We start from the raw sequence: 24,786 nt of genomic DNA on the forward strand, positions 1-24,786 counted from the left end.
ATGACGAAATTTATAGGATTACTTATGAGAAGGGGCTAATTATGAACAGATTATCTCGCAAAATAATGACTTTATTCGCACCAGCTGCCGCCACACTATTGTTGTTTGCAGCCGTAGCTAGTGCGCACGTAACTGTGGCACCAGCACAATCCAGTACCGGAGCATGGGAGACCTACACGCTTAAGGTTCCTTCGGAAAAAGATGTGGCAACTGTACAAGTTGATCTGCGCGTTCCAGCAGGTGCAGAGTTTAAACAATATGAGGCTACACCCGGATGGGATGTTACCATTGAAGGGAATAAGGTTAGCTGGATAGCTAATGGTGAGGGCATTCAGAAGGGGCAATTCCAACGCTTCTATTTTACGGCCAAGAACCCTGATGCCGCTGGCGACATTGCATGGGATGCTTATCAGCACTATGCCGATGGAAGCTTGGTGCAATGGTCCGGCGAGGCCGGAACAGAGAATCCACACTCTGTGACCTCGATTGTGCAAGCCGCAGCAGGGGATGAACATTCTCACGGTGCTAGTGCCGTGGGAGATTCCATGAGTATGGAAGAGCACAACGCTATCATGAAAGATGAAGAGAAGTCAAACAGTGTCAACCCAATGGTCTATATCGCAGTCGGGATATCATTACTAGCTTTTTTAATAGCGGCCATTAGTATATTACGTGGGCGGAAAGAGTAAGAACTAGTTGTATTCCGTGATCATTGTTGGAGATTTTGATAAGAAAAAAGTTTGAGATGAAAACCGAGAACAGTTCCGAGCGAGATATGGAACTGTTCTCAGTAGTTTGTATGTGTAGATTTGGAAATATGATCTTTAAGACATGAAAGAAGCCCCCGTCAATTAACGCCGGAGGCTTCTTCATGTCTTTTTTTTTTTGAGGATAGTTTCTTGCTTTTCTATAACCGTTTGCGTTTATAGAAGGTTACAAAGATTGCGGTTAGTAGCAGAAGCAGGATTGCGACCCCAGTAGTGATGGCTTCACTCGTGCTGCCTTTTTGCTGCATGGCCCCATCGCCACCAAAGTCGCCTCCACCCATACCACCAGGCATGCCGCCACCAAAGCCGCCACCGCCAGGACCGTTTCGGCCTTCAGGGATAGTTGGACCACCCATGGCACCAGGCTCACCGCCTGCGCCTCCATTAAATCCGCCTTGAGCAGCTTGCCCGTCAGTGTTGTCTTGCCCACCTTGAACGGCCTGCCCGTTGGAGTTGGTCTGATCACCCTGAGGCGCTTGCCCGCCAGCTGCTGCTTGCGTGTTACTGCCAGGACCTGCACCGGCATCAGGAATAGCGGGTCCGCCCATGGCGCCGGGCTCACCGCCTGCACCCTGAGGCGCCTGCCCATCAGTAGCTGCTTGCCCGCTTACGGCGTTCGGCGCAGTAGCGCCATCAACAGTGGTAGTGCTCTCGGTCTCCGCGCCAGCCACTTGCCCGTTACTCGCGGCGTTCGCGCCTTGTCCGGCACCAGTGGCACCTGCAGCTGCACCATTTCTAGCGCCACCGCCAAAGCCGCCGCCGCCCATGCCGCCACCCATACCACTTCCCGATCCGTCACCGGAGGAAGGGATGGTGCCATCGAGCTGCTGCTGGATATTTTTCGCCATATTCGACATGAAGGTCTTAACAGATTTAATCCCTTCTTCATATTGCTCGAAGGTGTAGAAAGCTGAAGGATCCGCTTTGACATAGCTGGAAATCATCATGTCCAGCTGGTCCATCCGAGTTTGGAACGTGTCGTCCGCTAGATAACCATTAATCATCTCGCTGACAATCTCGTGATATTTCGCTTTATATTCGTCATTAGCCAGCAGCTTGGCAATCAGTGGCCGTTCTGCCAGTGTGCCTTGAGTAGGCTCATCAATCAGTACATCTGCGCTGCCCAAGCCGCCAAAAGCCATATTATAATCCCACGGCAGGATCGAGAAGACCCCATCGTCTTCATATAAGTAATAATTTTGCTTATTACCACCTAGATAACTGTCCATATTAGCTGTTACCGCATTTAGAGCGATATACTTCAGCGATTCCTCTACGTCGATGTATTTTTCATAATCGGTGCCGTTATTAAGCTCATTCAGCATATCGATCAGAATATCATCGTTGGATTTATCCGACTTCATTACCAGTCCAGTATAGAGAGATGGATCATCACCAAGCCAAGTCAAGTCACTGCCTTGACCAGTCATTACTCCTTTATAAAGTGCACCGTAAGAGTTCCCAAAGTTACGTTCCAGATAAGCGTCGCTGATCTGTTCCACCGCGAGGTAGAAGCCCTTCAGTTCATCGTTGACGTACACATTGACGAAGGAGTATTTCGGCGTAGGGAGTCCGACACTCTCAGCGAGCTCATAGGTTAGGAATTCACGCATATAAGAAGCATCGCTGTAATTGTTATTCAGGTTGATCTTAGTGATGCCGAATAAATTCTGGTTTACATATTCATCAAAAGAGATTTTGAAGCTGTAGCGATCAGAATCTGTCATCTGTACTACACTTCTGAGGCTAAGATTTCCTTTGGTTCGAACGGCTACGTTATCGAATTTGATCCCGTTATACTCTACAGAAGCCATTTTGTATTCTTCAGCACTGGCATTGTCCAGCATGTCCTGAAAATCGTCCGGGTCCAGGGTGATTTTGACATCCACGACCTTATCTTTAGGAAATACCTGCTCGTCTAGATTTTTTTCATCGCTCGAAATAACCTTCTCCTGATTATCAGATGTTGACTCGTTTGTTGCAGATGGACTTGCGTTCTGGCACCCAGCTACAGCGATGACCAGCAGCAGGCAACAAAGACTCAGCATGATAGACTTACCTCTTGCTTTCATCTGGGGCACCGCCTTTCATCATATTGTGTTTAGGATACATAATCGCCGCTATAGCTGATTAGAAGTGCATTTTTGACACCCTTAAGGTTGGAAACTGTGTTGACAAAGCCACCTACTTTATCATCCAGACGAAGCTCCAGTGTCAATTCGATATTGTTTGCAGATACTGTTTTTTGCTTCACATTATAGCGTTTTACTGACTTGGTGATATGGTTGTGTACTTCGCGTTCACTTTCATCACCATCACAGTTAATGACTAGCAAGTATGGAGTTTCGATAGAAGAATGTTTGATGAACAGGAACAGAATTAGACCGATGATGATTGAACCAACAATTGCTAAAGTGAAGAAGCCTGCTCCGGTTACGATGCCTGCGACTGCTGCCCAGAACAAAAAGATCAAATCAGTTGGATCTTTAATAGGCGTTCTGAAACGAACGATAGACAATGCACCGACCATACCGAGGGACAGCACAAGGTTAGAGTTGATCGCGATAATAACAGTGGCAGTAATCATGGTCATGCCCATGAGCGAGACGTTGAAGCTTTTGGAATATAACACTCCGCTAAAAACACGTTTGTAGAGAAGATAGATGAAATATCCGATTAGGAAAGCTACCCCTAAGGTGATGAGCATCTTCGAGATGCTTATGTCGGATACAAAGTTGTCGATCACCGAGCTTTTAATAATATCTGTAAAAGTATTTGTGGTTGTATCTGTTGTTGCGGTTGCTGCTAGCGTTGCTAGTGATGTATTCATAATCAATAATCCTCCCAAGTGTTGGTTTTTAAGAATTTGCGGCAGATTACATATTTTGAAGCGGACTGTCTGTTCAGCCCTTCTAACTGCAGCGCAATTTTAATGTACTCCGGAATGTACTCATCGAATTTCACTTCAAAAATAATGAAGTTCTCATCAATCGCTCGAATCGGATGTAAATCCTTATCAAAAATATCCGTTGAATGCAGACCGGTACGTAATTCCTTATCGAACGTAATCCGCACGTTACCGTTGTGACAAACATAAGGCTCGCGAACGTAATCCACGATGACCTTTGGCCGCAGTAGGTTGTGACGCATCTGATTGTATAGTTCCATGAACAGCGGACTGTCCGGGACATTCAGGACCTCATAGTTGCCTGCCATGATCTCGTCGTACATTTGACGGGTCAGCGGCTCTTTGGTTTTGGCGATATAATCATCCATTTTGATTTTTTTCTCAAAGTGAATAATGTTGTCTTGAATGTTGTAGATGCGAATACGATATTTGGCGCGTTCTCTGAGACCACCGAGTTTGTCGGCAAGCGCCGAGTTGTTGATGTCGTCAAAATATAAACTGCGAATATGATATTCCCCACTCTCATTGGCGTGCTCGTCTGTATCAATCAAGCTCTGCAATCGCTGGCGCAATATAAGATATTGATGATAGTTAATGAAGAATTTCAGCTCATGCCGGAATTGAAGTTTGTTACTCATTTTCCCACCTCGTTTCTATCTCTTTCTCTGACGTTGGTTGACCTTCTTGCACAACTAATTCTAGGAGACAGACCTTATGCTTAACTTAAAATAGACTGAATGTTAGCTGAATGTTTTACACTGCGTTAACAAAAGTATGGAGGTATAGATTTGACTTCTGACTTTCTGGAAGGCTATCTTAGTTAGAAGACTAGAGAGAGAAATGAAGGAGGAGCCGTGATGAAAGACTATAAATTCGCCATTATCCTAGGGCTAGTAGTGATTGTATTGATCTTGGTGGCTGTTGGGATGGAGTGGTCCAAATCCGGGAGCTCCGCAAAATCATCAACCCCGTATGATCTTGTTACCACCTTTAAAGGAGATGCTGGAACGAGACGTGCTTTCACTTGGTATACTAACGATTCCAATACTTCAGGAGTTCTGGAGTTGGTCAAGGGACGGAGTTCTTCTTTTGCAAATTCGGATGTATTAAGGGTAGAAGCAGATAGTAGCTCAATAAAAACAGACAATGGTACAAGAGGTGTTCATAAAGCGGAGGTTACGGGACTTGAGCCTGGGACGATGTATTCTTACAGAGTGGGTAGCGGTGTTGAGGGGGAATGGAGTACAGTTTCCGAATTCACCACGGAAGAGAGAGGACTAGACAGTGCTACATTTATCAACGTTACGGATTCCCAAGGGGAAAGTGCGAATGATTTTAAACTGTGGGGGAAGACATTGAGCAAAGCTTTTCAGACCTTTCCAGAGGCCAAGTTTATTGTTCATAATGGTGACTTGACGGAGAACCCGGAGGATTCGGCGGGCTGGGATCAATTTTTTGGGGACGTGCAAAGCTTGATTTCTGGGATACCCTTAATGCCTGTTACAGGAAATCATGATGAGGTGGATGGAGATGCGACAGACTTTACTTCCCATTTCAACCTGCCTGATAACGGGGCAAAGGGTTCTATTGCAGGCACTTCTTATTCTTTCGATTATGGTCCTGTGCATGTATCTGTATTGAATACGGAGAGTAATTTAAAAAAGCAAGCCGAGTGGCTGAAGCATGATTTAAAGGGCACGGATAAGGAATGGAAGATCGTTGCGATGCACCGTCCGGCATACGGGGGGAATTCATATAAGAAGGTTGAAGATTGGACGGATATTTTTGACGTGTATGAGGTTGATTTGGTACTGCAGGGTCATAATCATGAGTACTCCAGATCCTACCCGTTACGGGCTGGAAAAATCATTCCTGAAGGTGAGAATCCGGTAGGTGCTAAAAAAGGTACGGTATATGTTGTAACCAATGCTTCTGGTGGAAAGTTTAATGAGAAAAAAGAAGATCAGTTCTATCATGCAGTACATTTTCAAAACTACAAGCAAATGTTCGCGGGGATTAGTGTTGCCGGTAATACTTTGACCTATCAGGCTTATGATGTGGATGGGAAGATGTTGGATGAATTTGTGCTCACGCATTAAGCAATAGCAGCTTTCTTCGCCCTTAGGGTGGAGAAGGCTTTTTTGAGATTCTTTTGATTTGAGGAGCTATTCCTAAGTTGGTTTTGAGAGCAAACGTGAGTGGGAAGATGGCTGTGTTTGTGAAATGTAATCTGTAGTGTGAAAATGGTACGATTTTTAAAGACAAACTTCATAAAAATACAACCATTTTCTCTCGATAATGAAAAACATTACCATTATAATGAAAGCGTTATCAGTAAATTTTAATTAGTCATGTTTAGTGGGGAGGGAAGAAGCAGGGATACAGAGTAGGAGGAAAGCAAAAGCAAACCAATAAAATTGTAGGAGGCGTAAAACGTGATTCGTAATCGTATCCGAAAAACTGGATTGTTAATCCTGCTTGGCGCGATGGTAGGCTCTTTATTCTCTGCATTCCCAGCTACTACTCATGCGGCCGCAAGTGAACCTTACAATTGGAAGAGCGTTGTAACGGGAGCAGGCGGTGGCTTTGTACCCGGTATTATTTTTAATCAGTCCGAACCCAATTTAATCTATGCCAGAACAGATATCGGGGGTGCCTATCGCTGGAATCAGGCTACATCTAGCTGGACTTCAATTAGTGACTCCGTGGGCTGGGTCGATTGGAATAAAAATGGTGTAGATGCCCTTGCTACAGATCCTATTGATCCGAACAAAGTGTATATGGCAACAGGTACTTATACTAACTCCTGGGATAATAACGGTCAGATTATGCGCTCTAATGACCGGGGTAACACTTGGCAAACCACTCCACTGCCTTTTAAAGTAGGTGGGAATATGCCGGGCCGATCTGCGGGTGAACGCCTTGTGATCGACCCGAATAAGAATAATATTTTATTCTTCGGAGCAAGAAGTGGTAATGGGCTCTGGAAAAGTACGGACTCCGGTGTTACTTGGTCGAAGGTAACCTCCTTTACGAATGTAGGAACATATATTCAGAACCCGACATTGGATTATGGAAATGATCTCGTCGGCTTATCCTGGATTACATTCGATAAAAGTACAGGAACGCTTGGCAATGCGACTCAAACGATATATGTAGGGGTTGCCGATACAGCAAGCAGCGTATATAGGAGCACTGATGGAGGCGCGACTTGGACAGCTCTGGCTGGACAACCTACAGGATACTTGCCACATCATGGTGTGCTTTCCTCTACAGGTGATCTGTATATAACTTATAGCAATGGTGTAGGTCCTTATGACGGAAGTAAAGGTGAAGTTTGGAAATTCAATAAAACAAGCGGTGCATGGACGAACATCAGCCCTTCAACCGGAACGGATAATTGGTATGGCTTCGGTGGTTTGGCGGTGGATGCACAGAATCCTAACACAGTGATGGTATCCAGTTTAAACGCTTGGTGGCCTGATGAAGTGATTTTCCGCAGTACGAACGGTGGTGCAACATGGAGCCGAATTTGGGATTGGGGTAATTATCCAGAACGAACTTATAAGTTCAGTATGGATATCACAGCAGCACCTTGGCTCGATCATGGAACGACTTCGACCTCTCTTGATCCATCACCAAAACTGGGCTGGATGATGGGCGACCTGGAAATTGATCCTTTCAACTCTAACCGGATGATGTATGGTACGGGGGCCACTATTTATGGCTCAAACAATTTGACCTCATGGGATACCGGAGGCAAGGTAAATATCTCTGTTATGGCAAAGGGTGTGGAGGAAACTGCAGTATTAGGCCTGATAAGCCCGCCAACTGGAACGTCCCATTTGATCACTGCGCTTGGTGACGTATCTGGTTTCCGGCATGAGGATTTGTCGGTAGCTCCAACTAAATTCCAGACCAGTCCTTCATGGGCAACAACGATGAGTATTGATTATGCTGAGCTGAGCCCCTCCTACATGGTTCGGGTAGGGAGTGCGGATAAAGAAAAATCCCCAAGCATGAAGTCTATCGGTATCTCTAATGATGGTGGAGTGAACTGGTACATGCCAAATTCCGAACCGTCCAATGGAAACAAAACAACGGTGGGGCATGGACAAGTAGCTGTATCTGCGAGTGGTAACTCCATTCTGTGGAGCACCTCGGATATTGGTGTGTACTACTCCAAAACTTCAGGTAATTCTTGGACGGCAAGCGCCGGTTTACCTGCTGGAGCAAAAGTAGCATCTGATCGAGTGAATGCAAACAAATTCTACGGATTCTTTGCTGGAATCTTCTATGTTAGTGTGGATGGCGGAGCTACATTTACGGCCACTTCAGCTTCAGGGTTCCCAACCAATGATGTGGCTGGATTACAGCCGAATGAAGCTCAGATCAGCATGAAGGCAGTACCGGGCATTGAAGGCGACATCTGGTTTGCTGGAGGGAACACGACAGAGAATAAATATGGTTTGTGGCACTCCACGAACTCTGGTGCGAGCTTTACGAAATTAACAAATGTACAAGAAGCTGATCTGATCGGTTATGGAAAGGCTGCGCCGGGTCAAACTTACATGGCGCTGTACACGGTAGCGAAGATTGATGGCGTGCGGGGCGTCTTCCGTTCTGATGATGTTGGCGCAACATGGGTTCGTATTAATGACGATGCCCACCAATATGCCAAAATCAATATGGCGATTACTGGTGACCCAAGAATTTATGGACGTGTGTATCTCGGAACGAATGGCCGAGGTACCTTGTATGCAGATCCTGTGAATGCACCCGTTACAGGATCAACCATTACGCCGACAGCAGCAAGCTTCGATAAGAAAACAGCGAATCAAGCAGACGTTGCAGTAACTATGACGCTCAATGGAAATACGCTGAGTACGATCAAGAACGGAACAGCAACATTGGTTGCTGGGACAGATTACACGGTCAGCGGATCGACAGTGACGATTAAGAAGTCTTATCTAGCTACGCAAGCGGTGGGAACGACCACGCTGACGTTCAGCTTTAGCGCGGGAGCTACGCAATCCTTAGGGATTGCGGTATCGGATACAACAACACCTGTATCCAACTCCACGATAACGCCGACAGCAGCAAGCTTCGATAAGAAAACAGCGAATCAAGCAGACGTTGCAGTAACTATGACGCTCAATGGAAATACGCTGAGTACGATCAAGAACGGAACAGCAACATTGGTTGCTGGGACAGATTACACGGTCAGCGGATCGACAGTGACGATTAAGAAGTCTTATCTAGCTACGCAAGAGGTGGGAACGACCACGCTGACGTTCAGCTTTAGCGCGGGAGCTACACAATCGTTGGCGGTTTCGGTATCAGATACGACAACACCCGTATCCAACTCAACGATAACGCCAACAACCGCAGGCTTTGACAAGAAAACAGCGAATCAAGCAGACGTTGCAGTAACTATGACGCTCAATGGAAATACGTTGAGCACGATCAAGAACGGAACAGCAACATTAGTCGCTGGGACAGATTACACGGTCAGCGGATCGACAGTGACGATTAAGAAGTCTTATCTAGCTACGCAAGAGGTGGGAACGACCACGCTGACGTTCAGCTTTAGCGCGGGAGCTACTCAATCCTTAACGATTGCGGTATCGGATACGACAACACCCGTATCCAACTCAACGATAACGCCAACAACCGCAGGCTTTGACAAGAAAACAGCGAATCAAGCAGACGTCGCAGTAACGCTGACGTTGAACGGAAATACGCTGAGCACGATCAAAAATGGAACAGCCAATCTCGTAGCGGGAACAGATTATGTGATCAGCGGATCGATTGTGACGATTAAAAAGTCGTATCTGGCAACGCAAGCAGTAGGAACGACCACATTGACTTTTGAGTTTAGTGCAGGGGCCACACAATCCTTGGTTGTCACCATTTCAGATACGACAGTAGCTCCGTCAGCAGCACTAAAGGTACAGATGTATAACGGATCATTGTCTGCTTCCGGAAATACGTTGAATCCAAAGTTCAAGCTGGTGAACACGAGCACAAGCGCAATTACGCTCTCTGATGTGAAATTAAGATACTATTACACAATTGATGAAGAAAAGCCGCAAAGCTTCTTCTGTGATTGGTCGCAGGTCGGAAGCGCGAATGTAACTGGAACGTTTGTGAAGCTACCAACCGCTAAGTCGGATGCGGATTATTATTTGGAGGTCGGATTCACAAGTGCAGCGGGTTCACTTGCTGCTGGTGCAAGTATCGATATTCAGGTGCGTGTGTCTAAAAATGACTGGACGAATTACACTCAAACCGGTGATTACTCCTTTAATGCAGTGGATACCAATTATGTGGACTGGACTAAAGCGCCAGCTTACGTCTCAGGAAATCTGATTTGGGGTAGTGAACCTAACTAATCTATCTTTTAAATCATTTGAGCAAAGACCGAACAAGTTATTCCTTGTTCGGTCTTTGCGTTTCATTGAACCTTGAACATGCATTAATTAGTTCTCCAAATAAAGTAACACCTTACCAGTGCTGTTTCTATTTTCAACGAATTGATGTGCTAAGGATGCTTCGCTTAAAGGGAATCTTGCACTAATTTTAATGTCTAGCTGTCCATTTTCTAACAAACGGAAGATTTGAACGGCCGTGTCTTTTAAAATTTCAGGACGTTCTTTTCTTATAGTTCCTAAACTAAATCCAAGAACGGAGCGGCAACTTGCATGAAGGTCATTGGTTTGTACATGTCCATATCTGCCACTAGAATTTCCGAATATAACTAGGCGACCCATAGGGGCAAGGCATTTCAAACTCTGTGCAGTGATATCCCCACCAACTGAATCTAAGATGATGTCTACACCTTTTCCATCTGTTAATTCATTTACCTTTTCAGCAAACTCACCATTTGCATAACAAATCGTATGATCTGCTCCTGCATTTAATGCCATGGGTATTTTCTCTTCATTTCCTACGGTTCCAATTATATTATTTGCACCTAATGCTTTTGCTATTTGGATTGCAGTAGTTCCTACCCCGCCAGAAGCAGAGTGGATGAGAATATTTTCTCCTTTTTGCAACTTAGCAATATCCGCTAGGAGTTTGTAGGATAAGAAAGATACAATTCCACAAGCCCCAGCAATCTCAAAAGGAATACCATCAGGAATTGCGAAAGTTAAGTTCTCGTCGGCAACCACATATTCTGCATACGATCCATGATGAGGAAAAGCTAATACGCGTTGACCTATATAAAAAGACTTCACATCATTGCCGATTTTTTCAATAATACCGGATGCTTCTAAGCCTAGTATAAATGGTAGTTTTCCTTGTCCCTTATTTCCCAATCTGGCTTTAATATCGGCAAAATTGACACTTGTTGTTTGTACACGAATCAGGATTTGATTCGAGTTTATTGAGGGCATCTCAACATCTGCATACTTCATATTCTCTATTGAACCGAACTTATCAACAATAACTGCTTTCAATATTTACTCCTCCTTTGTTTCATCTTATGAAACTTAGTTTTGTTTTATATACAATCATATAACTTAGAGGGAAAAATATCAAAATGATATATATATATCATGCAAAAGACCAAAACTGACGGTTTTCCTTGCTAGACTCGTATAAAAGCCCTTTTAGTTGTTATAACGTTTGACCACTATCTACCGTAATGATCTGTCCGGTCATTGCTTCCTGTTCCAGTGTTGCGCAGACGAATTGAGCGATATCCTCAGTGGATGAAATACGCCGGAGCAGTAAATTAGGCGCTAATTTATGCATTTGTTCTTCTCGACCAGACCACCATCTGGTAGCAACAGCTCCCGGAGCGACACAGTTAACTCTAATATTAGGAGCCAGGGCGTGGGCTAAAGATTTTGTAAGACCATGAACAGCAGCTTTGGAGACCGCATAAGGAAGGGAAGAGCCTAAGCCGGTTTGTCCGGCGATACTGCCGAGATTGACGATGGCGCCTGAGGTACTTTTGTTCATATACGGCGCCACTGCTCTGGCGCAGAAGAACATGCCTTTCACATTTACATCATAGAGTTCATCCCATACCTCTTCCGTAGCTTTTTCCAGATCACCTAGCGCAATATGTTTAGTAATACTAGCGTTATTCACCAGCAGATCTACCGTTCCAAAATGCTGAATGATCAAATTCACCATACTCCGTACTTCCTGATCCTTAGAAACATCAGCTTGTACTGCTATGGCTTGCCCCCCTTGATTTACAATCATATTCACCGTTTCTTTGGCCTCTACCTCGGATTTAGAATAGTTCACTGCCACACGGGCTCCGCGTCGGGCTAATTCCAAGCTTACAGCCTTGCCAATTCCAGTACCTCCACCAGTTACTAATGCTACTTTATTGTTAAGATCCATCTCATTCACTCCTTAGGTTGGCATATGTGTTTGATATAGAGTATTCTATAGTGAATATTGGATTTCGTATAATTGAATTAAATGAAGGTTTGGTTCAATTTATTTGAACTGAATGGCGGGGGTCACTAGAATGGATCTAAAAACAATAAAAACCTTTCAAACCATCGTGATTTCAGGAAGCTTTAACCGTGCAGCAGAAGAATTGAATTATGCCCAATCGACTGTTACGATGCAAATGCAGAGGCTTGAATCCGACTTAGGCTGTCAACTGCTTGAGCGTGGAAAACAAATTAGCTTAACCGATGCGGGTAGATTGTTTTATGAACAGAGCTTACATATTGTTAAGGATATGGAGCGGCTTCAGAGTCAGTTGGCTGATTTAAAAATAGGCGAGGCTGGCAACGTCCGCATAGGGGTAACGGATCCTACGGCGAGCTATCGGTTGCCGCAGCTGTTAAGCAGTTTTATGACGCGGTTTCCGAAAATAAAAGTTTCTGTGGAGATTGCGGGAACCGGAGCACTCAGTGAACTACTTTTGCGAGGCGAAATTGATATGGCAGTTTGTTCCGGACCAGAGCTGGGTAAGGAGCTTTATTTTGAACCCTTATTTGCAGAGGAATTTGTGTTACTTATGCCAGAAGCGCATCCCCTTGCTTCCAAGGAGGGTATCACGCCAGAGGATTTACGGGATCATCGATTACTTATAACGGCAGTGAACTGTCCTTATCGCAAAAAATTAGAAAGTGTGCTGCAGGAATCAGGCGGAGCACCATTAGATACTATGGAGATTGGTAGCATGACGGCTCTGAAATATTTTGTGGAAAGTGGTTTAGGTGTCGCTCTTGTCCCTGAGATTGTGCTGAAACCGGCACTTGCAGGAACGGTGGTACGGAAGCTGGAGGGAAGGGTGATTGATATGACCTGCGGTATCCTATGTAAACTTTCGGATTATCCACTCAAGCTTGCGAGCTCCAGATTGTATCATTTTTTAAAGCAGGAATTAACCTCGACAAGGATATTTTGAATTTTAAACGAATTGTATGTATTAGGAAAAAATAGAAAGGGCGGTGCTTGATGTTTTTAAGGAGAAAATTCAGTTTCTGGTTTTCGATTATTAGTATCATCATCTGTCTGTGCGATTATTTGGGGATTGAGATCGCAAACATCATTCTTGTACGACTTAATCCCATTATAGATACGCTGATTTTTACGAAGCCCTTTGCAAACTGGATGGTTGATGTTAATAGTACAGAATGGGCTGCCAGCAGTATATTAATTAGCGTCAGATTTCCCACGTATCTCATTCATTTTGGAACGTTCCTAATTTTAGGACTTCTTATAGATTATCTTATTCATATATTTAAACAGAAGTAAAAAGTGAGCCTATTAGCCGAGATGAGGAAAGGTGAGATGAGATGAGCGGAGCAGAGGGAAAGCTTGAGTTGGAGAGGATTGTTTTTATAGGAAGGACCTTTGAGGAATATTTGCAGATGTTCAATTTGAAAGAGGCGGATCTTATGGGCGGGCGGATTTTGGACTGTCCTGCGGGTGCCTGTTCTTTTACAGCGATATCGAATCAGCTCGGGAGTGAGGTAACGGCTGCCGATATTGCTTATTATTACTCTGCGGATGAGCTTGCAGACAAAGGTATTCAAGATATCGAGCATGCTATGTCTGAACTGGAAAAGGTACAAGGTAACTTTGTGTGGGACTACTTCGGGTCTATAGCGGATCTTACACAAGCGAGGAATAGGGCTTTGAACGATAACACCAATGATCGGAGACAAACCCCGGAGCGATATATTCCTGTGGTTTTACCTGATCTGCCTTTTAATGATGAGGCTTTTGATCTGACGTTGTCTGCACACTTCCTGTTTATGTATAGTGATCGGCTGGACTATGATTTTCATCTAAGGACCGTTAATGAACTTATGCGGGTGACGAGGGGAGAGCTTCGTATTTTCCCTTTAGTTGATCTGTGTTGCAAAAGATATGAGCATTTAGATCGCCTTATCGTTGAGATGGTTCACCAAGGTTTCGCTGTGGAGGAGATGGAGGTTCCTTATGAATTTCAAAAAGGGGCAAATCAGATGCTAAGCATTAGAAGAATGAAGCCACAAGATAATAGATAGCTATAGTTTGTTAAAATAAAAACGAGGGCATCCCTAAGCCATTTTCATCGCTTGGGAGACACCCTCGTTTTTAAATATAGTCCTATAAAAAATTTACGCCATTTTCTCTTTACGTTCTGCTACATAACAAGCAATACCAAGTACCAGACCGAGTCCTACCAGAACCGCACCGACCCATGGCAGCGAAGTAATTGCCAGATGAGAAATGACCCATCCACCAATGAAGGCACCTGTTGCGTTTCCGAGATTCCCTGCCGAGTGGCTGGTTGTAGAAGCAAGTGCAGGAGCGGCTTGAGCCAGACTCATGATTCGTATTTGTAATCCTGGCATGACCGCGAAGGACACCATACCCCAGAAGAATATTGTGATGACCGCAGCTACTGGACTATGCATTGTGAAGGAAAAGATCGTAAGAATGACGCTAACCGCGAAATAAAGTCCCACAATAGAAGGCATCAGCTTCCAATCTGCAAGCTTCCCGCCAACGATATTCCCGATGGTAACACCACAGCCGAAGAGAACTAGAATCCATGTCACACTATGCTCGGCAAAGCCGGTAACTTCCATTAGCAGTGGCGCTATATAAGTGAACACTGTGAACAAGCTGGCGTTACCAAGCGCACCGATCAGTAAGAATAGAAGCAATTTAGGATTAGCTAGCGCAGAAATTTGTTGGATTACACTAGCAGGTTTGTCTTGTTTAATCTTTGGTATGAAAATAAGAATGCCGATTAGCGCAGCGACTCCCATGACTGCAATCGCAGCAAATGAGGCGCGCCAGCCCATATTTTGCCCAATAAATGTTCCTAGAGGGACACCGACGATATTAGCAATGTTAGACCAGCCATCATAATGGATACGGCTCCGGCCCGCCTATTGGGCTTGACCAGATTAGAAGCGATCACTGCCCCAACGCCAAAGAAAGTCCCATGTGTTAAAGCTGTAATGATACGAGCTACCATAAGAACGGCATAGTTTGGAGCAAACACAGAGATTCCGTTGCCTAGAATAAATAATACCATGAGCAGGCATAACAGTTTCTTTTGCGGGATTCGTTGCGTAAGGATGGTTAGGATCGGCGCACCGACGGCTACTCCAAGGGCATACATCGTGATAAGCTGGCCTGCAATTGAAATACTAACCTGTAAATCCTTGGCTACATTTGGTAAAATACCCATAATGACAAATTCAGTCATTCCAATCGCAAAAGCGCCTACCGTAAGCGAAAGAATAGAGATGGGAAAAGGTTCTTTGCGTGTTTTTTCCACACGGGCTGGTTCCTTGTTGAGGTTTGGAATTGCGTTCATGGTGCCGATGTTCAACCTTTCTTCTGTCTGTAATGAAGCTCCACCCTTATTAAGATGATAGATCCGACATGTAGTACTGCTTTATATTATTTAGTTTTCTGAAAATATTTTCAAGAGAAATATTTATTTCAAATATTTTTCATTTTAAATCATCATTGAAGGGATGGATTATTCATGCTGGTTGAAGGCCAAGTCCGAGTACTCGAATTACCGGAAATGAAGCTGGTGGGTTTAAGTATTACTTCTTCTTTTGTAGGACACGATCCGGAAAGAGTAGAGGCGATGAAGCAAGAATTTAATAGAAGAAAAGATGAAATCAGCCATATCATTCACGCTGAACGTTATCTTAGCCCACATTTTTCTACCGAAAATTTATTTACTTATATGATCTGTATGGAAGTGGAGGAGCTCACAAATGTTCCTGAGGGCATGCTTGGTTTTGCAATCCCGGCTCATCAGTATGCTCATGTAAGATCCAAAGGTGATCCCTATGATGAACTTCATAGTTATGTGAGGAATAATGATTTGCAGAGTAATGATCGTGCATTGGCTATAGAAATCTACCAGTTTGCTAATTCTACGTGGCCTGATGAGGTTGATGTGTACATTCCATTGCGATGAGAAATAATTATAAGCAAGCAGCTTTAATGGCGCTCCAGCACTTTGATCTCGATTGGACGCAGATTCGTTTCAATCAACGATCGGACACTTGCACTTTTGTAATAGAGACTAATAAAGAGGGAACTTTCTTGCTGCGTCTTCATTCGGGGAGGTCAAAAGAGGAAATTAACTCTGAAATCGCGTGGCTGGAGCTTTTGAAGAGCAAAATGGATGTACCTCTGCCAAAAGGCGTGCATGATCGCACAGGTTCTGTCACGTTCAAAGTGGAGCAAGGTAATGGGGACGGCGTATATGCATCGTTAATGCGCTGGGTTGAAGGTGAACATGCGAATGAAGGATTTAATGAAGAACAAATTTATAAAGAAGGTGTATTATTAGCGAAGCTACATAAAGCGGCGCAAGAGCTTGAGTTACCCCCAGGCTTTAATCGTCCTGTTTGGGATGAACATAGTTTTAGAAAAGCAATGCTCCGTTTAAAACTGCACTACCATAGTTTTCTTACAGAGGAAGAGTTCTTGCTGTATCAGTCTGCGGCTGAGAAATTATACGTCTGGTTAAGCAAGCAGCATAAATATAAGAACAGAAGGACTTATGGGGTCATCCATGGTGATTTACATCAAGGGAATATCATCTTTAAAGAGGGGGAACCTCGACCGATTGATTTTGGAAGATGTGGCTGGGGATATTATCTTTATGACGTGGCACACACTATACTAGGACTGTATCCCTTACAAAGAGAGCTGGTCATTAAGGGCTACGAGAGCATTGGCAAGCTTGATGGGGAGTGGTTGCAGACTTTAGAGCATTTTACGGTCATGGTCATGATCGAGAATTATTGCCATCACGCACCCGATCCTAGAGAAACCGACGGACTGAAAGCAGAACAGCCTTATGCGCAAGCGATTCTAAGGAATTATCTGAAGGGAGATCCCTTTCTTTTTAATACAATTGAGATTTAACGTATAAAAATAGGGCCTCTTTGGGGAATTTATAAAAAGTTCCCTAAGGAGGCTGTTTTGATGAAAAAAAGCTGGATTGCTCCTCTTCTTATCGCAGTTTTGCTCTTTCTGGGGCAACAACCTTGCTCCGCTAATGGGTTGGTTCAATCGCAAGCCGAGGCTCCGTCCAGATCTGATTCGGGACCGAAGCTTCCAGATCAGGATTCGCGCGAACTCATGTTTCAAGACATGTTAATGACATTTCTATCACCCTATATTGACAAAAAAATCGTTGAAATTTATGCGCCACTTTTGAGAGAATCGCCAATGGTTTATCCTTACTTTGTGGATGTGACTGAGGTGAAGCGGATCAATGGTTTTCGTGGGTTTGATTTCTTGATTACACTTAACGTATATCCTACAGTAGGTCCACATATTTCAGTTGGAGAAGATACCATGACTTTTAGAATTTCTTCTGGTCCTAAGGTAAAGCTTGAATCGTTCAAGCATCTAAAAGACCCCAATAAGTCAGACTTCCCGCCAAATTATCAGAATATCTTAAGATAGTGCGGTTGTGAGGTAAGATATTATCATGAGTAGGGAGCTCTGGGATATAGATGATCGGAGCAGTAGGGAAGGGAGTCTTTGGGAGATGATAAGTGAGAGGAAATAAGCTGCTTAGTCGCTTTTAGTTGCAGAGAATACACTTACATCGCTCGGGCAGCACAATGTATAAATATAGATGTATAAAGTGCAATTCACACACTCCGATCTTGGGGTGTTTTTTTATGTTTTGAATGATGGTGGAATAATGGCGATTATGATATTATGAAAATAGCAGGTATATTGATTTAAGTTACTAAAATCAAAAAAAGAAGGTGCGAGGGAATGAGTGATCATAAATTCGAAGATGAGGATAAAGTCAAAGTAGGTTTAGCTACAAAAGACGGGCAATTAGGGTTTCTTTTTACAAGGGGAGGTCTTCGGGAAGGAGCAGGTAGAAAAAGCACTGGCATAACTAAAAAGGTATCATTGACGTTATCTGAGGACGTTTGGCAGGAGATAGAGCAGGCTTGTGAGGAACAGAACGCATCTCGCTCCCAAGTATTTCGGAACATTATTGAGGCACATTTTGTAAAGGAATCTAAGGAGAGTTAGGTGAAGTCTTTGCTAATCCATGTATCAAAAGATTCTCTTAGTACCGCATTACAGGCAGTATCAAAAGCCATATCCGCGAATAGCTCCTCACGTGTTCTATCAGGAATACTTATTCAGGCGCAAACTGAGGGGCTGATAATAACGGCGAGCAATATAAGAATGACCATTGAATATAAGCTCCCTGTGAAGAGGGATTTGGTGGTTGTACACAACACAGGTGAGATCGTAGTTCCCGCCCGTTATTTTTATGAGATCATTCGTAAGCTTGATCCTGGACTTATTAGGCTGAAAATCGCAGAGTCATTGATGCTAAACATTCAATCTGGGAACACTCAATTTCGTTTATGTGGAATGGATGCGGCAGAGTTTCCGAGAATCCAATACATAGATCATCCAAACATTCAAAGGATAAGTATGAATAACACTCTCTTGAAGCAAATATTTAAAAGAGTGGTTTTTGCGGTCTCTTCATCGGAAACCAGACCTGTGCTCACAGGAGTATCTCTTCAAATTGATAGGCGAAATATTCGTGTAGTCGCCACTGATGGCATCCGCCTCGCCCAACATGTTGTTGAAAGCGTAGAAGATTACGGTGCAATTCCTTTGGATGTTGTAATTCCGGGCAGCACCCTGGAGGATCTTTTAAAAATATTAAACGATGATTCAGGCAGCAGCACCGAATTAGAAATAGGGCCTAAGCAAATCAGATTTATTTCTAATGGATTGAGGGTTCAGTCTGCCCTTCTAGAAGGAACCTATCCCTCTGTCAATAATTTAATCCCGAAAGCATACCTTTCCGAAGTGATTGTTAAGACAGAACGTTTGTTACATGTGGTTGAACGTATTTCTATATTGGCTGGTGAGAGTGTTATGCTGAGCGTACTTCCTTCTCACATGCTAAGTTTAGTGTCCAAGACTGCAGAAATTGGGGATGTAAAAGAAGAGATTCCTTTAGAGTATCTAGAAGGTGATCATTTTCGAGCAGCATTTAACGGAAAGTATTTCCGGGACATCCTTCGGGCGATTGATAGTGAGACGCTTAGAATCAGGTTCGCGGGCAAAGAAAGGCCGCTGGTGATCCTGCCTGTAGACGCATCTTCGTCTACACTTTTTTTAATTACTCCTGTGAGGACGCACGATTGAGGATATGATTATGCACTATAATTGAGTAGATTTGGGTGAATAGCTGCAACTGAGTCCGAATTAGCCTAAACCCACTTCAACTTCACAGCTTTCTTTGCTGGGGATGAGGTATATTTGCTCTGGGAGGGGATGGCATGCATAATGCGAAGACGGCTATATTTTATTTCTCAGGTACTGGAAATACGGAGATTATTGCTAAGCAATTTACTGAAGCACTCAGAAGTAGCGGACAAGACGTAGATTTGTTTAGAATGGAAGATGTTCTAAAAAGCACTCGTTCTGTCGAATATGAATCCTACGACCTTATTGGGATTGGTCATCCGGTTCTAGGTTTTGGCGCATCCGGATTTGTCGAACGTTTTGTAGAACAGCTACCTGATTGTAATGGAACTCCGGCTTTTGTATTCAAGACAGCCTCTTCTCCACATTATATTAATAACGGTGCTTCGAATACTGTACTTCGTTATTTACGTAAGAAGGGATTTACACCTTTCCACAATTCCATTTTGGCGATGCCATGCAATTTTTATATAAAATATGATGATAGATTGAATAAGCAGTTATATCAGGTCGCTCAGCGTAAGGTGAAGTTATTTGCAGAGGAAATCATGAATCGGATTACACGGAACCTGCGGATTCATCCTGTGCTGGAGGGAGTTCTGAGAACGGTATATTATTGTGAGGAACATCAAGGGGGGAAATACTTCGCCAAAGGATTGCGAACAACAGACTCTTGCACACGATGTTTGAAATGCGTTAGAAGCTGTCCAACTTCTAATATTAGCAATAGCGCAGATGGGATTATATTCGGTCAAAATTGCTTATTATGTATGCGTTGTGTTTATTCTTGTCCTCAGAAGGCGATCCAAGCGACACGGCTTAAGGCCAGTGTTGTAGATCCCTATACTGGAGGTTCAAAACTTCATAATCTAATGAAGGATTCTGAGAATGATGGACGGTTTATAACTCCAAAGACCAAGGGTTATTACAAGCATTTTATTAAATACTTGGAGGATTGAATGATGAATCTGTTTAAGATAGGATCGAAACCGCTGGGGATAGAGCTGATGGCTGCATTTTTGGAGGATAATTATGTGAGTATCGGCTACCCGGGAATAGGGGATTTGGAGAACATCAGTATAGAGGAGCTGCGTGAGCGGTTGCTTCATACTTATCAATACAGTGAGCTGGAGCTTACAGAACATTTGCAAGCCATTCACCTGTTCGTAAATACAATGCAGGATGGCGATTATGTGCTGGTGTGTGATGGAGACTGGGTACATCTAGGTGATCTTGGCGATTATTTTTACAACGAATTATATGATACGCCAGACAATGGCACATGCCATCGAAGAGGTGTAACTTGGCTGAATAGTCTTCCGATAATCGACCTAAACGCAGAAGTGAAAGAGTTTCTTAGCGATAGTGGAGTAGCTGAGCAGTATAAGGGGCCAATGCCTAGCGCTCGTGTGGATCTGTGGATTAAAGGTTCTTATGCTTCAGAGCAAGCGATGAATCATCAAGTGCTTGTGGATGAAGAGACACTCTCTATTGCGCTCGGTATTTTGAAGAAAGCTCTAGTCAGTGAAGATGTCGAACGACAAGAACGAGCTGCGATTGCAATTCTTCAGTATGCTAAGCAGTGAAGAAAGGTTTCAGATCCACAGCCTCATTAAAAAGCGTTCCATCCGTTATTCAAACCTCGGATGGAACGCTTTTGTCATAATATTGTTATGCTTCTATAATACTCAGATAAATTCAACGAATTCATTGACCGGTTTACGATAGCCGCGTGGTCTGATTTTATGTTTCTTGTCTTTGCCGATAGTGATCAGCATAACAGGTACCATATGATCGGGTAGATTTAAAGTGGATTGAATGGCCTCCGGATCAAAGCCGATCATCGGGCAGGTATCCCAGCCTTTATCTTTGGCAATCAGCATGAAGTGCATGGCAGACAGAGAAGCATTCCGTATAGCTTCATCTCTTTGAAAAGCATCATTTCCTGAATAAGCATTGTTAATCGTTTCTATCTCTGCATCATAATCCTCTTGGCTCATCGCCCCTAAAGCTTTGAGCCCTCCGTAAATTTCTGGAGCCTTCAGATAAGCATTCTTATCTCCGAGTACCACAATTACCGCTGAGGAAGAGTGTATTTTATATTGACCGTAAGCTGCCTTACGAATCTCTTCTTTTAAATTCTCATCAGAAACGACTTTATAGTTTGTATGTTGAAGATTATAAGCTGATGGTGCCAATCTGGCGTAAGAGAACATCTCCTCTAGTTCATTCTGAGGGATCTTCACCCCTTCAACAAAATTCATCGCAGACCTACGGGATTCAATCAAATCTGTAAAAGTGCTCATGAGTTATTCCTCCATATGTGTATGTATTTGCTTTTTAATTATAAACAAGTGACATTTATAAATAAACTAACTATTTGTTACTAACTCAAAATAGCACAGTTAATTATTTTCGTCAATGATTAAATTCTCACTTCGTGTAGCTTAAGTCTTCTAAGTACTTGGAGTGTATGAAGAATAAATACTATGTTGTAAAATATTAGGATGTAAATTAGGATATTAAGATATGAAAAATGCTTTTATTAATGAAAGGGTGGGAATGTTGAACGATATTAGAGAGCAGTTGATCATAGACCTGCAAAGAATTGAAGAGAACGATTATGAGCTTAGAAGTGGAGAGAAAATAAGGGATTATGTGAAGCTGATGCTTGAGTACATAGGAGATCCACAGCCAGAGCTGCGAGATGATTTGATCTATTCCACCTTCTACAAATGGATGAACGAGAAAAAATGGTTTAGTGATGCAGAGCTTCGTGAACTTCTCTTGATTCTCCTTGACGAGCAGCATTTGTTCTATCACATTGGCAGCAAAGAGGATCAGGCTGTGTTCACAAGAACGTTTTCTGTGCTGGTCGTTGCACTTATTCTTCAGCGGCATAGGGAAAAGGCTTTTTTAGATAGCGCTGAGTTTACAAATGTGAAGGAAGCTCTGATTAGATATTATGAGGAAGAACAAGATTTACGAGGATTTATGCAAGAAGAAGGCTGGGCACACGCTGCAGCGCATGGTGCAGATGCCTTGGATGAACTGGTATTGTGCTTGGAGAGTGATGCTGCAATCAGGGAAGAGGTTCTGGCAGTCATCCAAAGAATGCTTTACAACGATCATCAGTACATATTTAGCGATGAAGAAGATGAGCGGATGGCTACGATTGTAGCTACAATCATAGATCATCATTTACTTCCGCAGCAGTCAATTGTCGACTGGGTCAGCAGCTTGGAGCAATGTGGTGGGTGGCCAAGAAGTCGCAACAAGTATGTTGCTCGTGTGAATACAAAGAATTTCCTTCGTTCTCTTTACTTTAGGTTGCTTCCAACAATGAAGAATCAGGATATGGTGAACGCTTTATTGAAGTCGGAGATGAAATTAAATGAATTTACACAATAAGTATTTAATCACCTAAGCGTATATAAATAATATCGAAAATTTTAATCAATCGATTTTAATGTAATAAAAATCACAAAACTTTAGAAAAATTCAAAAACTTTGTGACATTTATAACTTGATAAGTGCTATAATAGAAATATGGCGTTAAAAGTTATTATTTTTTATTACTATTAAGCAGCAAAGCTTATTTGCAGAGGAGATTCGGATATGTCAGAAACAATCACTCAAACAACCCCTGAACAAGAATCACCAAAATTAGCTGTTACTCAAGAACAAATGAATGTTCTTGAGCAGCTATTGAAGCCTGAAGTTCAGGAATCGTTAACTGTCTTAGTAGAACAGTTGCCAAAATTAACAGAGCTTGTCGGCGTGCTCACAAAGTCATATGACTTTGTTCAAACTGTCGCTGCGGATGAAGTCTTGAAAAGTGATACGGTAAGTGCAATTAAAGAGCTTGCTGAACCTGTGGTGCATTCTGCGAAGAATATGGCAGCTACAGTGATCGAAGCGCAAGATCGTGCGAATGAAAGTAGCGATGTGATCGGTGTATTTGGTCTAATGAAGATGATGAAAGATCCACAAGCACAAAAGCTTTTCCGTTTTGTAAATGCTTATCTTCAAGTTGCCGGCGAACGCAGTCAGCAGAAATAATATTTTTTATATCTCATTCGTAAGGACGGAGGAAACATCATGTCTAAACATATTGTCATTCTAGGAGCAGGTTATGGTGGTTTACTAAGCGCCTTAACTGTACGCAAGTACCTAAAGAAAGACGAAGCTAAAATTACAGTCGTTAATCAATATCCTACTCATCAAATTATTACAGAATTGCATCGTCTTGCAGCGGGTAGTGTTGCAGAAGGTGCTGTTGCTATGCCGCTAGCTAAGCTTTTTGCAGGTAAAGATATCGACCTGAAAATTGCAAAAGTTAATTCTTTTTCTGTTGAGAACAAACAAATTACACTATCTGATGGTGTGACATTATCCTACGATGCTTTGGTTGTGGGTCTTGGAAGCACAACAGCTTATTTTGGCATTCCAGGTCTTGAGCAATACAGCATGGTCTTGAAATCTGCAGCGGATGCTAACAGAATTCATCGTCACATTGACGAACGTATCCGTGAATATGCAAAGTCTAAAAATCCAGCGGATGCAAGCATTCTAATCGGCGGCGGTGGCTTAACAGGTGTTGAACTGGTTGGTGAAATCGCTGATGTGTTGCCAACACTCACTAAGAAATATGGTGTGGATCCTAAAGAAATTAAACTGATGCTGGTTGAAGCAGGTCCTAAGATTCTTCCGGTATTGCCAGATGCACTGATCGAACGCGCAGTGGCAAGCTTAGAAAAACGTGGTGTACAATTCTTGACAGGTCTACCTGTGACGAATGTAGCAGATAATGTAATTGACTTGAAAGACGGTCAAAAAATTGTTGCTAACACATTTGTATGGACGGGCGGCGTACAAGGAAATCCACTGATTGGTGAGTCCGGTCTTGAAGTGAACCGTGGTCGTGCAACGGTAAATGAATTCCTGCAATCCACCTCACACAAAGACGTATTCGTTGCTGGTGACAGCGCCGTAGTCTTTGCTGAGGATGGTCGTCCATATCCACCTACTGCACAAATCGCTTGGCAAATGGGTGAATTGATCGGTTACAATCTTTATGCGTACTTGAAGGACAAATCTTTTGAATCCTTTAGTCCGATCAACTCAGGTACTCTTGCGAGCTTAGGCCGTAAAGACGGTGTGGCCATCGTTGGTGCAAGCTCTACTCCGCTAAAAGGATTACCAGCAACCTTGATGAAGGAAGCCAGTAATATTCGTTACTTGTCCCACATTAAAGGATTGTTTAGCTTAGCTTATTAATTTATGATTGGAAAACCTGCTCTGAATTGAGCAGGTTTTTTTGTTGATCTCTAGTGGTTTCTACCATGAATTGTAAACGTTATCCTAGTACGTAGTATTCGTTTTTGC

General features: G+C 43.2%; 20 protein-coding genes and 3 pseudogenes. 16 read left to right on the forward strand and 7 right to left on the reverse strand.

The window, feature by feature from the left end; translation table 11 throughout:
• The first annotated feature begins 41 nt into the window (after positions 1-41).
• Positions 42-689: a DUF1775 domain-containing protein gene (locus ACN6MV_RS11740; protein ID WP_076117857.1), complete on the forward strand. Its 648-nt coding sequence runs from the start codon at positions 42-44 to the stop codon at positions 687-689.
• Between the two features lie 218 nt (positions 690-907).
• Here ACN6MV_RS11740 and ACN6MV_RS11745 read toward each other — a convergent pair whose 3' ends face one another.
• From ACN6MV_RS11745 to ACN6MV_RS11755, 3 genes are read right to left on the reverse strand one after another with little or no spacing between them, the layout of a single operon-like run.
• Positions 908-2,839: a CotH kinase family protein gene (locus ACN6MV_RS11745; RefSeq protein WP_419886408.1), complete on the reverse strand. Its 1,932-nt coding sequence runs from the start codon at positions 2,837-2,839 to the stop codon at positions 908-910.
• Positions 2,840-2,868: 29 nt separating this feature from the next.
• Positions 2,869-3,597: a DUF4956 domain-containing protein gene (locus tag ACN6MV_RS11750; RefSeq protein ID WP_341112141.1), complete on the reverse strand. Its 729-nt coding sequence runs from the start codon at positions 3,595-3,597 to the stop codon at positions 2,869-2,871.
• Positions 3,598-3,599: 2 nt separating this feature from the next.
• Positions 3,600-4,313, reverse strand: coding sequence for a polyphosphate polymerase domain-containing protein (locus ACN6MV_RS11755; RefSeq protein WP_419886409.1), 714 nt, complete (start codon positions 4,311-4,313; stop codon positions 3,600-3,602).
• A gap of 219 nt (positions 4,314-4,532) precedes the next feature.
• Between ACN6MV_RS11755 and ACN6MV_RS11760 the strand changes: the two genes are divergently transcribed.
• From ACN6MV_RS11760 to ACN6MV_RS11770, 3 genes and pseudogenes are all read left to right on the forward strand, one after another.
• The gene (locus tag ACN6MV_RS11760) at positions 4,533-5,774 is read left to right on the forward strand and encodes a purple acid phosphatase family protein (protein ID WP_419886410.1); all 1,242 of its coding nucleotides are present in this window, start codon (positions 4,533-4,535) and stop codon (positions 5,772-5,774) included.
• A gap of 387 nt (positions 5,775-6,161) precedes the next feature.
• A pseudogene (locus ACN6MV_RS11765) lies at positions 6,162-9,318 on the forward strand (X2-like carbohydrate binding domain-containing protein); the annotation flags it as partial.
• A gap of 29 nt (positions 9,319-9,347) precedes the next feature.
• Positions 9,348-10,070, forward strand: a pseudogene (locus tag ACN6MV_RS11770) (X2-like carbohydrate binding domain-containing protein); the annotation flags it as partial.
• Between the two features lie 87 nt (positions 10,071-10,157).
• On the opposite strand, the gene ACN6MV_RS11775 reads toward ACN6MV_RS11770, so the two are convergent.
• Both ACN6MV_RS11775 and ACN6MV_RS11780 read right to left on the reverse strand, forming a co-directional pair.
• Entirely contained in the window at positions 10,158-11,138 is a 981-nt protein-coding gene (locus tag ACN6MV_RS11775) for a quinone oxidoreductase family protein (protein WP_419886411.1), read from the reverse strand.
• Positions 11,139-11,298: 160 nt separating this feature from the next.
• Entirely contained in the window at positions 11,299-12,039 is a 741-nt protein-coding gene (locus tag ACN6MV_RS11780) for an SDR family NAD(P)-dependent oxidoreductase (protein ID WP_419886412.1), read from the reverse strand.
• Positions 12,040-12,169: 130 nt separating this feature from the next.
• Here ACN6MV_RS11780 and ACN6MV_RS11785 point away from each other — a divergent pair, with 130 nt between their 5' ends.
• A complete protein-coding gene (locus tag ACN6MV_RS11785) occupies positions 12,170-13,063 on the forward strand; it encodes a LysR family transcriptional regulator (protein WP_076117781.1) in 894 nt (297 codons plus the stop codon).
• Between the two features lie 391 nt (positions 13,064-13,454).
• Entirely contained in the window at positions 13,455-14,171 is a 717-nt protein-coding gene (locus tag ACN6MV_RS11790; protein ID WP_042126673.1) for an SAM-dependent methyltransferase, read from the forward strand.
• A gap of 93 nt (positions 14,172-14,264) precedes the next feature.
• Here ACN6MV_RS11790 and ACN6MV_RS11795 read toward each other — a convergent pair.
• Positions 14,265-15,478: pseudogene (locus ACN6MV_RS11795) on the reverse strand (MFS transporter).
• A 174-nt stretch (positions 15,479-15,652) separates the two neighbouring features.
• Here ACN6MV_RS11795 and ACN6MV_RS11800 point away from each other — a divergent pair.
• The 7 genes from ACN6MV_RS11800 to ACN6MV_RS11830 all read left to right on the forward strand — a co-directional run bounded on the left by ACN6MV_RS11800 (position 15,653) and on the right by ACN6MV_RS11830 (position 20,984).
• The gene (locus ACN6MV_RS11800; protein WP_042126675.1) at positions 15,653-16,099 is read left to right on the forward strand and encodes a GyrI-like domain-containing protein; all 447 of its coding nucleotides are present in this window, start codon (positions 15,653-15,655) and stop codon (positions 16,097-16,099) included.
• Positions 16,096-17,058, forward strand: coding sequence for a phosphotransferase enzyme family protein (locus ACN6MV_RS11805; protein WP_375102652.1), 963 nt, complete (start codon positions 16,096-16,098; stop codon positions 17,056-17,058). The genes ACN6MV_RS11800 and ACN6MV_RS11805 overlap by 4 nt, the downstream gene beginning before the upstream one ends.
• A 60-nt stretch (positions 17,059-17,118) precedes the next feature.
• On the forward strand, positions 17,119-17,604 hold the full coding sequence (locus ACN6MV_RS11810; RefSeq protein ID WP_419886413.1) for a DUF3888 domain-containing protein: 486 nt from the start codon (positions 17,119-17,121) through the stop codon (positions 17,602-17,604).
• 321 nt (positions 17,605-17,925) lie between these two features.
• Positions 17,926-18,195 carry a hypothetical protein gene (locus ACN6MV_RS11815; RefSeq protein WP_076117771.1) on the forward strand — a complete coding sequence of 90 codons (270 nt, stop codon included), beginning with the start codon at positions 17,926-17,928 and terminating at the stop codon, positions 18,193-18,195.
• The gene (gene dnaN, locus ACN6MV_RS11820) at positions 18,196-19,338 is read left to right on the forward strand and encodes a DNA polymerase III subunit beta (RefSeq protein WP_076117769.1); all 1,143 of its coding nucleotides are present in this window, start codon (positions 18,196-18,198) and stop codon (positions 19,336-19,338) included.
• A gap of 134 nt (positions 19,339-19,472) precedes the next feature.
• Complete coding sequence (locus ACN6MV_RS11825; RefSeq protein ID WP_419886414.1) at positions 19,473-20,357, forward strand: EFR1 family ferrodoxin; 885 nt, start codon at positions 19,473-19,475, stop codon at positions 20,355-20,357.
• On the forward strand, positions 20,358-20,984 hold the full coding sequence (locus ACN6MV_RS11830; protein WP_076117766.1) for a hypothetical protein: 627 nt from the start codon (positions 20,358-20,360) through the stop codon (positions 20,982-20,984).
• A 102-nt stretch (positions 20,985-21,086) separates the two neighbouring features.
• Here the strand turns inward: ACN6MV_RS11830 and ACN6MV_RS11835 are convergent, their stop codons facing one another.
• Positions 21,087-21,704, reverse strand: coding sequence for a nitroreductase family protein (locus ACN6MV_RS11835; protein WP_042126687.1), 618 nt, complete (start codon positions 21,702-21,704; stop codon positions 21,087-21,089).
• 259 nt (positions 21,705-21,963) lie between these two features.
• Between ACN6MV_RS11835 and ACN6MV_RS11840 the strand changes: the two genes are divergently transcribed.
• The 3 genes from ACN6MV_RS11840 to ACN6MV_RS11850 all read left to right on the forward strand — a co-directional run bounded on the left by ACN6MV_RS11840 (position 21,964) and on the right by ACN6MV_RS11850 (position 24,678).
• Complete coding sequence (locus tag ACN6MV_RS11840) at positions 21,964-22,809, forward strand: DUF2785 domain-containing protein (RefSeq protein ID WP_419886747.1); 846 nt, start codon at positions 21,964-21,966, stop codon at positions 22,807-22,809.
• 207 nt (positions 22,810-23,016) lie between these two features.
• Positions 23,017-23,460 (forward strand): DUF1641 domain-containing protein, encoded by a 444-nt coding sequence (locus ACN6MV_RS11845; protein WP_076117762.1) that lies wholly within the window; start codon positions 23,017-23,019, stop codon positions 23,458-23,460.
• 39 nt (positions 23,461-23,499) lie between these two features.
• Positions 23,500-24,678, forward strand: coding sequence for an NAD(P)/FAD-dependent oxidoreductase (locus ACN6MV_RS11850; RefSeq protein ID WP_042126690.1), 1,179 nt, complete (start codon positions 23,500-23,502; stop codon positions 24,676-24,678).
• Positions 24,679-24,786: the final 108 nt, after the last annotated feature.

The sequence above is a fragment of the Paenibacillus sp. B-A-8 genome, from assembly GCF_048572915.1.
GTDB lineage: Bacteria > Bacillota > Bacilli > Paenibacillales > Paenibacillaceae > Paenibacillus_AQ.

Excerpts from the sequence above, each read along its gene's own strand:
- ACN6MV_RS11805 (WP_375102652.1), top strand. The coding sequence starts at position 16,096 with ATGAGAAATAATTATAAGCAAGCAGCTTTAATGGCGCTCCAGCACTTT.
- ACN6MV_RS11740 (WP_076117857.1), top strand. The coding sequence starts at position 42 with ATGAACAGATTATCTCGCAAAATAATGACTTTATTCGCACCAGCTGCC.
- ACN6MV_RS11745 (WP_419886408.1), bottom strand. The coding sequence starts at position 2,839 with ATGAAAGCAAGAGGTAAGTCTATCATGCTGAGTCTTTGTTGCCTGCTG.
- ACN6MV_RS11835 (WP_042126687.1), bottom strand. The coding sequence starts at position 21,704 with ATGAGCACTTTTACAGATTTGATTGAATCCCGTAGGTCTGCGATGAAT.
- ACN6MV_RS11845 (WP_076117762.1), top strand. The coding sequence starts at position 23,017 with ATGTCAGAAACAATCACTCAAACAACCCCTGAACAAGAATCACCAAAA.
- ACN6MV_RS11755 (WP_419886409.1), bottom strand. The coding sequence starts at position 4,313 with ATGAGTAACAAACTTCAATTCCGGCATGAGCTGAAATTCTTCATTAAC.
- ACN6MV_RS11760 (WP_419886410.1), top strand. The coding sequence starts at position 4,533 with ATGAAAGACTATAAATTCGCCATTATCCTAGGGCTAGTAGTGATTGTA.
- ACN6MV_RS11790 (WP_042126673.1), top strand. The coding sequence starts at position 13,455 with ATGAGCGGAGCAGAGGGAAAGCTTGAGTTGGAGAGGATTGTTTTTATA.
- ACN6MV_RS11810 (WP_419886413.1), top strand. The coding sequence starts at position 17,119 with ATGAAAAAAAGCTGGATTGCTCCTCTTCTTATCGCAGTTTTGCTCTTT.
- ACN6MV_RS11750 (WP_341112141.1), bottom strand. The coding sequence starts at position 3,597 with ATGAATACATCACTAGCAACGCTAGCAGCAACCGCAACAACAGATACA.
- ACN6MV_RS11800 (WP_042126675.1), top strand. The coding sequence starts at position 15,653 with ATGCTGGTTGAAGGCCAAGTCCGAGTACTCGAATTACCGGAAATGAAG.
- ACN6MV_RS11825 (WP_419886414.1), top strand. The coding sequence starts at position 19,473 with ATGCATAATGCGAAGACGGCTATATTTTATTTCTCAGGTACTGGAAAT.
- ACN6MV_RS11815 (WP_076117771.1), top strand. The coding sequence starts at position 17,926 with ATGAGTGATCATAAATTCGAAGATGAGGATAAAGTCAAAGTAGGTTTA.
- ACN6MV_RS11850 (WP_042126690.1), top strand. The coding sequence starts at position 23,500 with ATGTCTAAACATATTGTCATTCTAGGAGCAGGTTATGGTGGTTTACTA.
- ACN6MV_RS11830 (WP_076117766.1), top strand. The coding sequence starts at position 20,358 with ATGATGAATCTGTTTAAGATAGGATCGAAACCGCTGGGGATAGAGCTG.
- ACN6MV_RS11780 (WP_419886412.1), bottom strand. The coding sequence starts at position 12,039 with ATGGATCTTAACAATAAAGTAGCATTAGTAACTGGTGGAGGTACTGGA.
- ACN6MV_RS11785 (WP_076117781.1), top strand. The coding sequence starts at position 12,170 with ATGGATCTAAAAACAATAAAAACCTTTCAAACCATCGTGATTTCAGGA.